Origin of the sequence: Proteocatella sphenisci DSM 23131 (genome assembly GCF_000423525.1) — a bacterium.
In the GTDB taxonomy this organism is placed as follows: domain Bacteria; phylum Bacillota; class Clostridia; order Peptostreptococcales; family Filifactoraceae; genus Proteocatella; species Proteocatella sphenisci.
On sequence record NZ_AUID01000017.1, the window covers coordinates 1 to 15,335 of the forward strand.

At 33.3% G+C, this 15,335-nt stretch carries 15 protein-coding genes; 3 read left to right on the top strand and 12 right to left on the bottom strand.

The features are described from left to right. Nucleotides 1-92 precede the first annotated feature (92 nt). Nucleotides 93-1,142: an IS30 family transposase gene (locus G558_RS0107485; protein ID WP_028829507.1), complete on the top strand. Its 1,050-nt coding sequence runs from the start codon at nt 93-95 to the stop codon at nt 1,140-1,142. Nucleotides 1,143-1,214: 72 nt separating this feature from the next. Here the strand turns inward: G558_RS0107485 and G558_RS0107490 are convergent, their stop codons facing one another. Then, a complete protein-coding gene (locus G558_RS0107490) occupies nt 1,215-2,051 on the bottom strand; it encodes a DegV family protein (protein WP_028829623.1) in 837 nt (278 codons plus the stop codon). 155 nt (nt 2,052-2,206) lie between these two features. On the opposite strand from G558_RS0107490, the gene G558_RS0107495 reads away from it, so the two are divergent. Continuing rightward, the gene (locus tag G558_RS0107495; RefSeq protein WP_028829624.1) at nt 2,207-3,349 is read left to right on the top strand and encodes an aldo/keto reductase; all 1,143 of its coding nucleotides are present in this window, start codon (nt 2,207-2,209) and stop codon (nt 3,347-3,349) included. Between the two features lie 79 nt (nt 3,350-3,428). On the opposite strand, the gene G558_RS0107500 is transcribed toward G558_RS0107495, so the two are convergent. From G558_RS0107500 to G558_RS0107545, 10 genes are all read right to left on the bottom strand, one after another. After that, complete coding sequence (locus G558_RS0107500; protein ID WP_084502850.1) at nt 3,429-4,088, bottom strand: hypothetical protein; 660 nt, start codon at nt 4,086-4,088, stop codon at nt 3,429-3,431. 149 nt (nt 4,089-4,237) lie between these two features. Beyond that, nucleotides 4,238-5,542, bottom strand: coding sequence for a copper amine oxidase N-terminal domain-containing protein (locus G558_RS13395; RefSeq protein ID WP_051188580.1), 1,305 nt, complete (start codon nt 5,540-5,542; stop codon nt 4,238-4,240). A 32-nt stretch (nt 5,543-5,574) separates the two neighbouring features. After that, nucleotides 5,575-6,207, bottom strand: a complete 633-nt coding sequence (locus tag G558_RS0107510; protein WP_028829626.1) for a CBS domain-containing protein — start codon at nt 6,205-6,207, stop codon at nt 5,575-5,577. A 159-nt stretch (nt 6,208-6,366) separates the two neighbouring features. Beyond that, nucleotides 6,367-6,615: a hypothetical protein gene (locus G558_RS0107515; protein WP_028829627.1), complete on the bottom strand. Its 249-nt coding sequence runs from the start codon at nt 6,613-6,615 to the stop codon at nt 6,367-6,369. A gap of 1 nt (nt 6,616) precedes the next feature. Then, the gene (locus tag G558_RS13400) at nt 6,617-7,480 is read right to left on the bottom strand and encodes a B12-binding domain-containing protein (RefSeq protein ID WP_051188581.1); all 864 of its coding nucleotides are present in this window, start codon (nt 7,478-7,480) and stop codon (nt 6,617-6,619) included. 170 nt (nt 7,481-7,650) lie between these two features. After that, on the bottom strand, nt 7,651-9,021 hold the full coding sequence (locus tag G558_RS0107525) for a GntP family permease (protein ID WP_028829628.1): 1,371 nt from the start codon (nt 9,019-9,021) through the stop codon (nt 7,651-7,653). A gap of 20 nt (nt 9,022-9,041) precedes the next feature. After that, nucleotides 9,042-10,040: a 4-hydroxythreonine-4-phosphate dehydrogenase PdxA gene (gene pdxA / locus G558_RS0107530; protein ID WP_028829629.1), complete on the bottom strand. Its 999-nt coding sequence runs from the start codon at nt 10,038-10,040 to the stop codon at nt 9,042-9,044. A gap of 26 nt (nt 10,041-10,066) precedes the next feature. Further along, nucleotides 10,067-11,395, bottom strand: a complete 1,329-nt coding sequence (locus tag G558_RS0107535; RefSeq protein WP_028829630.1) for a four-carbon acid sugar kinase family protein — start codon at nt 11,393-11,395, stop codon at nt 10,067-10,069. Nucleotides 11,396-11,411: 16 nt separating this feature from the next. Continuing rightward, entirely contained in the window at nt 11,412-12,173 is a 762-nt protein-coding gene (locus tag G558_RS0107540; protein ID WP_028829631.1) for a DeoR/GlpR family DNA-binding transcription regulator, read from the bottom strand. Nucleotides 12,174-12,359: 186 nt separating this feature from the next. Next, nucleotides 12,360-12,866, bottom strand: coding sequence for an SOUL family heme-binding protein (locus G558_RS0107545; protein ID WP_028829632.1), 507 nt, complete (start codon nt 12,864-12,866; stop codon nt 12,360-12,362). Between the two features lie 196 nt (nt 12,867-13,062). Between G558_RS0107545 and msrB the strand changes: the two genes are divergently transcribed. Beyond that, nucleotides 13,063-14,154: a peptide-methionine (R)-S-oxide reductase MsrB gene (gene msrB / locus G558_RS0107550; RefSeq protein WP_028829633.1), complete on the top strand. Its 1,092-nt coding sequence runs from the start codon at nt 13,063-13,065 to the stop codon at nt 14,152-14,154. Between the two features lie 100 nt (nt 14,155-14,254). On the opposite strand, the gene G558_RS13405 is transcribed toward msrB, so the two are convergent. Beyond that, nucleotides 14,255-15,136, bottom strand: a complete 882-nt coding sequence (locus G558_RS13405) for a GGDEF domain-containing protein (protein WP_051188582.1) — start codon at nt 15,134-15,136, stop codon at nt 14,255-14,257. Nucleotides 15,137-15,335: the final 199 nt, after the last annotated feature.

A 15,335-nucleotide genomic window follows, 5' to 3' on the forward strand; every position in this document is an offset into this window, starting at 1 on the left:
CTAGTTTGAAAATTTGTATAAAAAAACCCATAGTGATCATTTCTGTGTTACGATAATTTCACCACAAAACATCGTCAGAAAGGATAATCACTATGGACTATACTAACTATAACACAGATTTTCGCAAGCATAAACACTTAAATGACTTCGAACGACATTCGATACAAATTCGACTTACAGAGGGCTGGTCTCCTTACAAAATTGCAAAATCGCTCGATAGAGCTCAAAATACAATCCTCAATGAAATACGTAAAGGGACTGTATCACAGTTAAAACACGGCAAAAAAATTGAACTGTATTTTTCAGATGCTGGTAAATCTATATACGAAAAAAATAGAAGGAATTGTGGACCAAAATTCCGACGTCTAATATGCAGTGATTTCATTGATTATGTCTGCGAAAAAATCAAAAATGATTCTTGGTCTGTTGACGCTTGTGTTGGTGAAGCTAAGTTAAATTCGAAGTTTCATAGGTCTAAGATGGTTTGTACAAAGACCTTGTATAACTATATTGATTTGGGTTTGCTTACCTTGAAAAATATAGATCTGCCAATGAAGTTAAGACTAAGTACAAAGAAAAAACGTGTTCGTGCTAACAAAAGAAATCTTGGCAGAAGTATATCTGAGCGCCCTGAACATATCGCTAATCGCGAAGAATTTGGCCACTGGGAAATTGATACTGTTATTGGCTCAAAAACAAATGATGACGATGTACTTCTAACTATCGCGGAGCGAAAGACTAGAAAATTCATCATTTTTAAAATTCCAAGCAAAACATCTACTTCAGTCAATTCAGGTATTCACAATATAAAACTTATGTTTGGAGAAAAATTTAATGATGTTTTCAAAACCATTACCAGTGATAATGGTCAAGAATTTTCAGCCCTTTCAAATCTAGAAGAAAATAATGGTCCTAAAATATACTTTACTCATCCGTACTCATCGTTTGAGAGGGGTACGAATGAACGTCATAATGGACTTATTCGAAGATTTATACAAAAAGGCGAAAGAATTGATTCTTTTAGCACGAATTACATTGAATTTATTGAAGATTGGAGCAACAGTCTCCCACGTAAAATACTTGGTTACAAGTCTCCAGATGAACTTTTTGAAGATCATCTAGACATCATATATGCAGTTTAATTAACTTAACAGAAAATCGCTGAAGTTAACTAGTTCAATTTAATATTGCAATTTGGGTTTATTTATATTATTTTAAATTACAGATAAAAGCACAGCACCTTCAGCAGTATAGGTACCTATAATAGGCCCAATTTCCCCAATAACTATTTCTTCAAAATCATGTTTTTCAATCATCATACTCTTTACAATTTCAGCTTTCTCAGGATCATTTGAGTGTGCAATTGCTAGTATAGTAACTTTTTTGTTATATTTTAAAATATCATTTTCTACAAGCTCTACCATCTTTTTTAAACTATTTCTGGTTCCCCTGCCTTTATCCACAACAAATACTGTATTCTCTATTTTCACTATAGGCTTCAGGTTAAGTGCATTTACTACAAATCCTTTGGTTTTGCTTATCCTACCACCTTTTACAGCATTTTCAATAGTCTCCAAAGTTCCGTAATGGATGAGTTCAGTAACAGCTTTGTTTGCATACTTCATTATTGAATCCAGGTCCTTGCCCTCTTCTACAAGTTTTGCAATCTTTATTACAAGAAGAGCCGATCCAATTGAGCCGTTTGTCGAATCAATAATTGTCACCTTTTTTTCTGGGCTTTCGGTCATATACATTTCTCTGGCCAAAGTTGCAGAACCATATGTCCCAGAAAGAGCATCCGATAAAGTAATAACTATTATATCCATATCCCCTCTCTTATATTCTTCTATAAATGCATCTGGCGAAGGACATGATGTTTTAGGTAAAACTGGAGATAATTTCATTTTCTCATAAAACTCTTTATTAGAAATATCATTTGCAAGTTCATCTGCGAAAGTAACATTAAGATTTATAACTTTAATACCGTATCTTTCAACGATATGCTCTGGTATATCAAGTGCCTGGTCTACAACTATTCTTGTTTTTTTCAAGTCATGTTTCCTTTCAATAAATGTTAAATTTCATATTTCATATTATTTTTAAGATACAATATAAAGCCCCCCTTGTCAATAATTTAATTGATTTGCCCAGGACAGATTTGTTTGATATAATAAAAGAGCTATATACATAATTCAAGGAGGAAAATATGAAATATATAAAATATCCAGGCACAGATAAAATGGTTTCAGTAGTTGGTTTTGGAGGCCTTAGATTTGATCTTGATAAAACTGATGAAGAAAATGCAGAGTTGGTCCTTTACGCATATGAAAAAGGAATTAATTATTTTGATACAGCTCCGGGCTATTGCGATGACAGAAGTGAAATAATTCTTGGTGTAGCTTTTAAAAAATTAATCGCACAAGGAAAAACTGACTTTTTCGTGTCCACAAAAAGTAAACCTAAAGTATGTCCTAGCAAAGAACTTGTAATTGAGTCTGTTAAAAAATCTATTGAAAGGCTCGGTGTAGAAAAAATTGATTTTTATCATGTATGGTGCGTTAGAAATATGGACCACTACGAGTTGTCTATGCAAAAAGATGGCCAGTACGAAGGCCTTGTCTGGTGCAAAGAGAATGGACTTATTGATAATATTTGTTTTTCTTCTCATCAACCAGGGAATGAAGTTGTAGATGTTTTAAAAAGCGGTAATTTTACTGGAGTAACAATGGGCATAAATTTACTAAATTTCCCTTACAGATGGGAAGGCGCAAATTATGCATATGAAAACGGTTACGGAGTAGTCGCTATGAACCCTCTAAGCGGAGGAACTATTCCAAATCACGAAAAAGAACTTGCTTTTCTTGCTGCACCAGGAGAAACTGTGACCCAGGCTGCTCTTAGATTTAATATATCCACTCCTGAAATAACAGTTTCACTAGTCGGCTTCAGTAGCAACTCAGACATAGAGGAAGCGTGTATAATTGCAGACAGTGCGACTTCTTTTACAAAAGAAGACCTTAAGATAATAGAAGAAAGATTTAACGGAAACTCTAATTCAATATGTACGGGATGCGGATACTGCAGAGTATGCCCTAAAGACATAAACATACCTGCATACATGCTTCTTTATAATGAGAAACATCTGTTTAATAAGACCGATGAAGAAATGATAGATATGGTATATGGCCTTGAATACTATAACTATACCGCAAACACAGTAGGCAGAGCAAATGACTGTATTGAATGCGGAAAATGTGAAAAAGAATGCACACAACATCTATCTATTATAAACAGGCTCAAGGAATGCAGCGCCTGGGAATCAAAGACGACAGATCATATAACTGTATAAGATTATTAAATTAAATATATTTGACAAAAACGCATCTAAGATTATCCTCAGATGCGTTTTTTTATTCAGTATTTTTTTGTTAATTAGCACTTTTAGGCATAAGTCCTAATATTATTCCAAGAGCAACTGAAAGGTATGCTGCCATTATTATCTGATATTCCGGAGGCAGCATAAAGGTTATAGTATGCGCCGGTATCCAGAAAAATGGAATTGTTTTCATAATAGTAAAATTTATAAAACCAGGCCAGTCGATTTGCCTTGATATTTCAGATATGGATATAGATTTAAGTCCCTTAGACTTCAACTCAATATTTTTATCAGTCATTTTATGGAATCCCATCATGACAATACCAAAACTGCAATTCATTATCAAGCTGGTATAAAAGGCTTTTAAAAATCTAGATTCTCCACCTGGAAGTATGTTGTTTTCCATTGTGTAAGCAATCCCCATGCTGTAAATCTTAAGTATCAAAGCCAAAACCGCTCCTATTAATCCCCATATAACTGCTCTCTCCACGATTCTGTTAGGTAATATCCAGTGCTTTTTAGTTAATCTTGTTGCTATACACTCACCCACCGTAGCAAGAAGTGCAAATTTTATAAATCCCATTATGTACATGTGTCCCGTCGAAAGAACCTTAAATACTTCTCTGCTTCCCGGTAATATTATTACCGCCGAAAATCCAATTAATATCATCGCGCATATCAAAGGAATAGTCTTATTGTCTTTACTTGTCATTTTGCCTCCAAATTTTATTATTTACTATAAATATATCATTTTATGTATACTATGTAAATAATTATAATAAAAGAGTTTCTGTAAATACAAGATACATATCTACAGAAACTCTTTCTTATTGATATAAATTTATAATTTTTAAATTAATACTACCACATAGCGGTAAGAATACCTTTATCAAAGTAATATACAGAATCTATATACTGACCCTCATATACCCATAATTCATACTCCGAAAGTTGGGTAGTGATTTTTGAAACTTTACTCGGCTTTGCAAGTCTTTGTACAGCAATCATATCACCTGTCATACCAATCCATGGTTTTTCACCTTTTAGTCTGTTCCATACGTCATCATCCCAATTAAACATATATTTAGGATCAGATTGTAGTATGGCATAGCTTTGTTCTTTATTAATATTTAGAATCGGCGAAATAAGTGAATCCAAACTAATTACTGCATCATATCTGTCATTTACTGTAACTTTAAAAAGGGTATCGTGACTTGGAATTACCCTCCCCTTAACAAGTTCAGGATTATTAATAGTTGACAGAGCACGATCTTTTGAATCATCAACTGAATTCCATATCGATAAGTCAAAGAAATGGTCATTAATTTTTAACTTTATATAATTACCTGCATGTGCCGATTCTTCTAGAGTTCTCATACTCATTACAGTAAGTCCATTGTTATCATAAAGCCTGCTGTTAGCATATGGTCCTTTTAGCATATCTATATCAACCCAATATGTGTTCCCAACAAAAGGAGATTGTGTCCTCCAACCAGTTCCATAATTAGGTATGTTGAATTCTGGAACATCTGGAACAACTCTACCATCAGCGCTAAACAAATTATAGAACTTTACATCATGATTTTTCCCATTATATCTGACTTCCTGAGTTTTCACTCCGTTAATATATTTGGTTTCGAATTCCTTGTAAGGAGCTACTTGTTCATAGCCACTGTATCTCCATTCTAAAATCGTATTTTCACTCATTAACAGAATATTAGAACCTTGTACCCAAACTATGTTATATCCCATACTTTCTGATAAAAATCTTACCGGAACCATTGTTTTTCCATTAATGGCCATCGCTGGTACATCAAGATATCTTTCCTGATTATCCACCATTGCCGTTTTACTTCCTATTACAAATGAAATGTTTGTTTCATTATTCCAGGCATTAACAGTTTTTGTGGCAGAATCCCAACTTACATTGATACCAAGATGTTTAAATATTCCGCTTACCGGAACCATAATTCGTCCATTAATAGCCTGTGGCCTGTAATCAAATTCAAGTTCATTCCCATTATAAAAAACTCTTATATATGACGTTTTGTTATAGTTTATGTTCTCAAAAGTCTGCATATTCTGAGAATTTGTTTCTCCATATGAAACATAGCTACCGCCTAAAGTAAGGAAAACCGCAAGAAAAACGCTTAGTATTTTGTTCATAAAACCCACCTCCCGTTTAAATAAAAATAAGTTTATTTTGCTGGTATAAACTCTCGAACATTAATGTTGCTCGATTTAAGTTTATCAACAAGTTTTTCTAAATTCTTACCCTCTAACCTTATTGATATTTCTTGTATACCCATTACTCCAGTATCCATTTGCACAATATTAGTAATATTTGCTCCTTGCTTGTGTATGATTTCAGCAATTTTTGCTATTACACCAGAAAAATCACTTGATAATATGACGATTTTTGCATCTTGTAAACCAAATATTTTTAATATAACTTCAAACAAAGCTTTTTGTGTCAGTATCCCCACAAATTTATCATTACTATCAACTACTGGAAGAAATCTTACTTTTGATTTAAAAAATATCTCTGCTGCTTCCTCAACATGTATATTGTCCTTAACAGTTTCCTGAGGTGAAGTAATGAAATCAGAAACAGGTTTTTGAAAAAAACTGTTAACACCAGGCGAGCCTGATTTAAAAAATTGATCATAAATAAATTGTTTCGAAAGAAATCCAAAAAAGTTGTTATCCTTAAATACTGGTAGGGATAAAAATCCATTGTTTTCAATTATTTCGATAGCTTTTTCTGCGGTGTCTTCTGTAGACAATTTTATAAGAATGTTTGCCGGCGTTATTAAAGATTTTATTAGCATAGTTTCCTCCTGGTAAATTCATTAATTGTTATCTAACATTAATACCCGTAAATCGATTAGTTTACACAACCAATTTGTTCAAATAATATTTAAAAGGCTCATTAATATAAAATAACTTAATGAGCCTTTTCTTATTTCATATGATTTTTGCTTTAAAATTTAATCTTTACATGTTTCAGTTAATTCATAGAGTAAGGTTTCTGTCGCAGCAATGCTAGCTTGATTCTTAACTAAAAACAAGTCTCCACGACCAATCCAATCCAGACCTTGGAAGTCAGCCAGGTTCTTAATCGTGCTTTTTAATGTTAAAATATCTTCTTCTGTGTTTTGCGTTAACCCTGACTTCATAAATCTATATGTTTTTTCAAATTGTTCATTATAAATTCCATCTGTATCAAAAAAATCCAATTTAATCACCTCTATTCCATTTTTTCAGTTCTTCTATTTTTTTTATTATGTGCACCTTATCCATTTCACTAAAATTCACATCATCTATACCTTGTCCTCCCACTAATATATCTATATTTGAAAATGAATCAATTTCTCGTATAAGCTTAATTATATTTACAAGAGAATCTTGATGACTCTTGAGTGTTACCGACAAAGCCAGGATTTTTGGTTTTTCTTTTTTTATAATTGCAATTAATTCGTTTGCTGGCAAATTATTACCCATATATATTGACCGATACCCAATTATATCTAAATATGAAGCAACCATTTTTATGCCTAGCGTGTGTTGTTCAGAAGAAATCGACATGCTTATAGCGCACTGGTCCTTATTTTCACCTTTGATTTCTTGAACTGCCAGCCAATCCACTATACGACTAATCATTTCAGTAGATGCATGCTCATCTGCAACAGATATTTTACCATTTTCCCAAAGCTCACCTATTTTATACATAGCTGGTGTTATAATATCTGTAAATATATGCAAAATATTATTTTTTTCTTTATAATAGTTTTGGACGGCTTTGACCAATTTATATTCCTCTTTTAAAAGCAAATGATTAGTAATCGAGTCAATTAATTCCTCTTTACTAAAACTCGTACTGTCACTTTTTTTTATGCATTTTTTTTTATAACCTAATAATTCATCCACTGAAATATTTAAAGACTCTGCTATCTTAATCAAAACTTCCACAGTAGGCATTCTATTTCCACTTTCGTAGTTTGCAATTGTTCCTTGTGTAAGGCCAACTCTATTCGCCAGAGCTAATTGATTTATACAATTTATTTTTCTATATTTTTTAAGATTACTTCCAAATTTAACCATAGACACCAACCCCACTCATATATATCTTTCTATAATCATTAGTGATTATTTTATTTATATTATATTGCTATTTGTTATATTTGTCAATATGTTGTATATTAATATTTCAATTAGAAATAAAAACTATCTTTTCAGGTTATAATAATCCCCAAAAGATAGTTTTTATTGTTTTAGAATATAGCACTTAATATTAATAATTCTACCAGTCCTACAGCCCATATAATAGTCGTAGTAACTGACCATACCTGCATCTGCTCTTTTGCATCCTTTATCCCAAGCATACGGTTTACAACCCAAAAATAGCTATCATTAAAGTAGGAATATACTAATGATCCTGTACAAGCTGCCAGTACTGCAAATATCGGATTTACATTAAGATTTGCAATTATTGGTGCGGTTATTGAAGCTGCCGTAATCATTGCAACCGTACCACTGCCTTGAATAAGTCTTACTATTGACGCGATTACAAATGGTAAAAGAATAGGCGGAATTGATGTTTGCGCTATTATATTTGCTATATAATCTCCCGCTCCACTGTCACGAAGTACCATACCCAGTGCTCCTCCACCACCTGTAACAAGGATTATTATTCCTGCCGATTTGATACCTCTTTCCATATGTTCTATGGTCTCTTCTCTGGTATACTTTCCGGCTAATGCGTAGATTGCTACTATAAGTCCAATACCTACTGCAATAACTGGCGAACCTAAGAATCCTATTGCCGGCATAAAAGATCCTTCTAATTTCATGGCCGCTGTTATGGTGTTTATTAGTATAAGTATTATTGGAACCGCAATTGGTGCAAATGCTCTAAATACTGAAGGCAGATTGTCATCTCCTTCACTGTCAATTAAGTCATACACTGGTTCTTGATATTGTGGCCTTTCCCATCCTTCTCCATCTTCTGATGGAATCTGGTATATCTTTTTACCAATGTATTTTGCATAAATTATTGCTGCAGTTGTCATAGGTATTGCCATGACAATTCCCCATAAAATTAAAGACCCAACATTCACTCCAAACAATCCAGCAACCCCAACTGGACCAGGTGTAGGCGGAACCAGTGAGTGTGTGATTACAAGACCTGCTGCAAGGGATATTCCAAGTGTAACCGTTGATTTCTTGGTTTTCTTGGAAATAGCTTTTGTAAGAGGTGCCAGAATAACAAATCCAGAATCACAAAAAATCGGAATAGATACTAAGAATCCAGTAATGGCAAGGGCTATTTCTTCCCTTCCTTTTCCAAGTTTTTTGATGAATGTCTGTGCCATTCTTTCAGCCGCTCCTGATGCTTCAAATATCTCACCCATCATAACTCCAAATCCGATAATTATACCTATGCTGCTAAGAGTACCACCGAATCCTTTAGATATTGCATCCAGCACTGCATTTGGAGGCATTCCTCCAATTATTCCCGTTGTTGCCGCCGCAATGATAAGCGCCAGAAATGTGTGAATCTTTGTTTTCAAAATAAGGATGATTAGTAGCGAAATCCCAACCACGAGACCTGCAATCATCTGATTACCTGCAACCCCTACCATAGTAAATGTCTCCCTTCTAACTATTTATTAAAATTCTTCGCATATAAAGCTGCCAGTTTTATGGCTTCAACCATACTCACATCAGACACAACGCCAGTTCCTGCAATATCAAATGCAGTTCCATGGTCTACTGATGTTCTTAAGAATGGCATATTATTCGTAATTGAAATAGTTCTTTCAAAGTCTACCATCTTTGTAGCAATATGCCCTTGATCATGGTATAAGGACAATACTGCATCGTATTTACCTTTTAATCCAAAATGAAATACAGAATCTGCTGGAACTGGTCCTACAACATCTATGCCTTGTTCTCTGGCCCTTTTTATAGCCGGTACTATTTCATTCACTTCTTCATATCCAAATAAACCATTTTCTCCACTGTGAGGATTCAGTCCTGCAACCGCCAACCGAGGGCTGTTCACACCTAATACCCTAAGTGCCTCTTTGCATCTAAGAATAAATTCGTATACCGATTCTTCTTTAACAAGTTCACAGGCTTGTCTTAACGATACATGTCTTGTAAGAAAGAATACTCTTAAGTCATAAACCTGGAACATAGTAAGAGGATTATCCGTATTTGTTAAATCTTCAAGTATTTCTGTATGACCAATATATGGTACTCCAGCGGATTTTAATGATTCTTTATTGATTGGAGTTGTGGCTATAGCATCAACTTTCTTTTCAAGAGCCAAATCAATTATAGTTTTTATATATTCAAAAGCTGCCTTGCCGCCTTCCGCCTGTACCTTACCCATTTGGAATGTACCGATATCTATATTATTTAAGTCTATCAGGTCTATTGTCCCCTTAGTATATAGACCATCTTTGGGATCCTCTATTAGATTTATTGCAAGATTGATATTACAAAACCTCATAGCCTGCTCTATTATTCCCTTGTCTCCAACAACTACCGGTTTACATATTTCATATATTTCATCATAACTTAAAGATTTTACTACTATTTCTGGGCCTACTCCTGCAGGGTCTCCAAGTGGTATTCCTATTATTGGTCTCTTCATCTGTAATCTCTCCTTATTTTAAATTTTTATATTCTTGTCTCTTTAATGTGATATTCATTGGATAGTTTTGTCAACAGGTAATCTACACATTTTATTATTGCTTTATCATCACCAATCAATCCACCCTTGGTAATTATAGGCATATTATCATAAACTCCTTTTATTATCCTTCCATAAACAGCAAGCGGTAAAACTTCATCTTTTACTTCAATTCCTGCTGATCCAAGAGCCTTGCATACAGCCACCGTTACATCCCCACCAGATGTGAAAAGTCCACCAATTAAAGAATCTGTTTTTTTAAGGATTTCTATGGTTATATCTGCTAATCCATCAGAAATCCTTTGGGATACTTCATCTTCAGATATCTCAAGTTCATTTGCTATATCCTTAAGATTTAAGACTTCATCTTCTTTACTTGTCGTTATTACCCCTATTACATCATAATCCGATACATCTTCCAAAATCTTTTCTACTACCTTGTCTATTTCATCTTTGCGAGTTTCATCATAGATAAGATTAGAAGCAGATACCCTTACAAAAAGAGGTGAATATCTTAATTTCACTTCATCTAACTGTGTTCTTGTCAGATTTGATACACTTCCTACCGTTAGCATGACTTTTTTTCCAGGTTCGCCGGCCGGAATTTCTAGCAATTCTTCTGCAAGTGCAGCTGTGAATGGTCCTGGATCTACAGATATAACCTTAATTCCAGTGCACTTAACTGCTTTTGCTATTTTTAGTATATCATCATCAGTTGTAGCATCTATTACTATAACCCTGGACCCTTTTTCTTTCTCATCAATTATTGCATTTTTAATTGATTCTATTCCCTTTAACACCTTGTCCAGCTCAATAAATCCCAACTTATCTTGTGTCTGTGATCCTATCAACTTCACTACAGACGATGTGAAAATCGGAGTCTTTGGATCTTTTGCAACGTCTGTCTTCTCAAGAGGAGTTTGGTTTACCATCAAATATCCACCAATGCATATCCTCCCCGATGTCGGAAAGGAGGGGACCATAATTGCTAATGTATCATCAGTTAAATTATCAAGTATAGCTGAAATTTCCGATCCGATATTTCCTCTCAATGTACTGTCAATCCTCTTTGCAAAGAGTTTTATATCTTCATCTTTAAAAAAATTAACGACATTTCCAACTCTGTTATAAGCTTCATTACTGTCTATACCTCTGCTGTCAGTACTTATTGATATAATATCAAGGTCCTTATGATCTTCTCCATTATACTTATCCAGGTTTAAAAATGTAGTCGCCTTAAATCCTCGCCTCGCAAGAAGTACGGATGTAGCATTTGCACCTGTTAGGTCGTCTGCTATAATTACTATCTTTTCCATACAAAACCTCCTATATTTAAACTAACTTGATATTTACACTTTTACTGTTTAATATTTCATATGTTTTTTTATTTAAACCAATATCAGTTATTATCAAATCAAATTCATCCACATTACAAATCTTGGCAAAACTTTCCTTTCCAAATTTACTGTTATCTACAACTAATATTGATTTCTTTGCCGATTTTATTGCTTGTTTTTTAACATCTGATTTTTCAAAAGTTGGCGTACTTACCCCATTTTCCAAAGTAATAGAACTAGTTCCAATAAAACTTATATCTACATTTATCCCTTTTAAAAATTCAATAGTGTGTGAACCTAAACACGTACCTGTAGAGTTTTGAACTAATCCGCCAGTACACAAAATCTTAAAGTTTGTTGAAAAAGAAAGGAATCCCGCAATTTTGATGTCAGTTGTTACTATTGTCAGATTTTGTTTAGATTTAAGCAACTTTGCAATTTCCATATTGGTGGTGCCTGAATCCAGGAAAATTATTTGTCCGTTTTGAACAAGAGAAGCCGCGTATTTTGCGATTTTTTTCTTTTCATCCCTATTACTTATGATTTTATTTTTATATGGAATTTCTGAAGTGAGTCCTGATTTTAATATAGCTCCACCAAAGGTTCTAGATGCTATATTGTTATCTTCCAAATATTGGAGGTCTCTCCTTACTGTCATTGGAGTGACATTTAGTTTTTTAGCAAGTTCTTCAACTTTAGCACTTCCAAATTCTTCAAGATATTCTACAATCATATTTCGCCTATCTATCAGTAACATTTCTTATTCCCTCCATATGTAAGATGTGTTAATATTTGTTCATATTTGTTGCTTTATGTTTATGGTATCACAGCATAATCTGAAATGTCAATATTTTTTGTTATTTTAAAAGTTACTTTATTATTCTTGTTTTCGGACACAAAAAAGCCCTGACATTCAAGGGCTTTAAGATGCTTCAAAATATTACTATTTTTCGATACGAACCATTATTTCATTTTGTCTAAACATGGGTGGTGTAAAAGGAGGATTGTAAAAAGCCAGCATATAATTGGCAACCACTTTATAAGCTTTGGAATCAACCCACTGTGAAAGTTCTTTTTTCATGATTTTTTCTTTGTTTTTATTTGATCGTCCGTTGTAATTTATCACTGCAAACAGACCACTTTCGAATTTTTTAACCGAAAGCCACTTGCTATCTGGTTTAGGGACATTCTCCCAATAATCTTTGGGAACAACAAATGCCATTTTCATCTGATTCCCCTCTATTTCTTGAATAACCGGAACTGTCATACTGATTTTTTGTTTTTCCTTATTTTCGCTTGAGATGTAACGAAACAGTGTTCCAAAACCATTAACAATTTCCGGGTCAGCCTCATTATTATACTCAACAATAACGAATTCTTCATACTGTCTTAATTCAAAAGGGGGTTGTGACAATATCACCTTATATTCCGGTCGTTCGTATTTAGCCATACTATTACCTCTCACATGAAATAACACTAATAATATAATTTATACATTATTTATACTATCTATCTACCATATATTCAAACGGATTAATCGTGAACACGATATATATTTCGCGTCGATGTTGTGTTGTGCTGTGGTATAATATAATAAAGTTGATGTTAGTTTTGCTTTGCTTTTCCAATATAGAAAGAGGTGTAATATGAAATCAAAGTATATCATAATTGTTGTTATCACCTTAGTAACATTTTTAGCACTTAGAACTATGAATTTTGAAAATAAGTCCCGTGTAAATTCAAACAGCAGTCTTACTAAGGATTACAGCGAACAAGATGTGAACACTATTTATTTAGCCGGTGGATGCTTTTGGGGCGTTGAGGAGTATTTTCAAAGGATAAATGGAGTTGTTGATGTAGTTTCAGGATATGCAAACGGAAACACTGAAAATCCAACGTATGAAGACGTAATTAATAAAGACACAGGTTTTGCTGAAACTGTCGAAATAAAGTATGATTCCAATAAGATAGACCTGACTGATATACTTCTTTATTATTTTAAAGTTGTTGACCCTACTTCGATAAACAAGCAGGGAAATGATGTAGGTGACCAGTATAGAAGTGGTATTTACTATGTTGACCAAAGCCAAGTAGAAGAGATCAAAAAAGTAATAGAAGTAGAACAAAGGAAATATGAAAAAGACATAGTTGTAGAAGTTATTCCAATGAAAAACTTTTATAAGGCCGAAGATTATCATCAGGATTATCTAAAGAAAAACAAAAATGGATATTGCCACATAGATCTTAGCGAAGCCGAAACCGGAATTGAAAGAGATCAATCACTTGGTAATACAAATCCTTATTCAAAGCCTCCCGATGAAGAACTAAGACAAAAATTAAGCCAAGAAGAATATGATGTTACTCAAAATGCTAGCACTGAAAGACCTTTCAGTCATGAGTATGATAAACTTGAAGAAAAAGGAATCTATGTTGATATAGTTACTGGGGAACCACTTTTTTCATCAGATGACAAATATGACGCAGGATGTGGATGGCCAAGTTTTACAAAACCAATTGAACAAGGAAATATTAAAGAGTTAGAGGATAATTCTCTTGGGATGAGCAGAACAGAAGTAAAGAGTAACAGTGGAGAGTCTCACCTTGGACACGTATTTAATGACGGTCCCATAGAAGACGGAGGGCTTAGATATTGCATAAATGGCAGTTCTCTTAGATTTGTACCCTATGAAAATATGGAAAAAGAAGGATATAAAGATTTAATGGATATCTTTAAATAAGAATAACCATGCAGATGAGGCCTTTATGTTCATCTGCATGGTTATTTTTAAATATTAAAATTTCTTTCACTGACTATGCTGCAATTATTGATAATTTCTATCAATTAATTTTTCTATTTATTTCAGAGTTGTAAATTTCACATCGATTTCTTCCAGTTTCTTTAACATGGTACATGGCACTGTCAGCGTTATGAATAAGAGTATCTATCTGTACTCCATCATACGGATATACTGCAAGCCCAATACTAATTGTAAGAATTTCAAAATTACAATAAGATTTAATTACATCAGAGCTGCAAACTTTTAATCGAATTTTTTCAGCGATATCAAACCCTTCTTCGCCAGAACAATTCTCTAATAGAATTACGAATTCTTCTCCACCATATCTAAAAACACCTTCATTTCCATTAGTAGATTCACGAATAATTTTTGCAACTTCCTGCAGCACTAAATCACCTTTAATATGTCCATAAGTATCATTTATTCTCTTAAAGTGGTCAATGTCACAAAATAATATAGTCATTAAACTGGTTTTTTCTGAAATTTTTTTTTCAAAATATTCATACAGATATTTGTGGTTATAGGTAGAAGTTAAACAATCCGTAATTGAAAGATGCAAAAGATGCTCACTTTGACTTTCCATAAGCGCTGCATACTTGTTAATCAGTTCTTTAAAATCACTTTTCATGTTTAATATTAAATCATTGTCTTTTTCTTCATTAATTATATCCTCTACCCCTAATTTATCCGAAAGAGTAATTTTGTAATGATTTTCTATCTTTAATAAAATAGTTTTTACTATGTAAAAGCTAAAAAGTCCTACTATATAACCAGCCAAAAGACAACTGATGCAAAATGCTAATTTTCTTTCAGGTATCCATGTAATAAAAAAACCTGCGAATACAGGGAATATTGCGCCCATGACTAATCCAAATGTGCATAAAATAGTCTTAACCATTTTCATCGGCTTTATATCTATCACAAAATAGACCCCCTTTGTATAATATAGCTAAGCTCCACATAAAATAATTAATTTTAAACAAAACCATTATGATAATTTATTAACTAATATGTTTATGAGTAAATTATATCACTTAATCTTTAATATGTCTTAATTTTTTCAAATTATACATATTTTTATTTCCAGGCAACAAAAAAGCCCTTAATTTCAGGACTTTTTT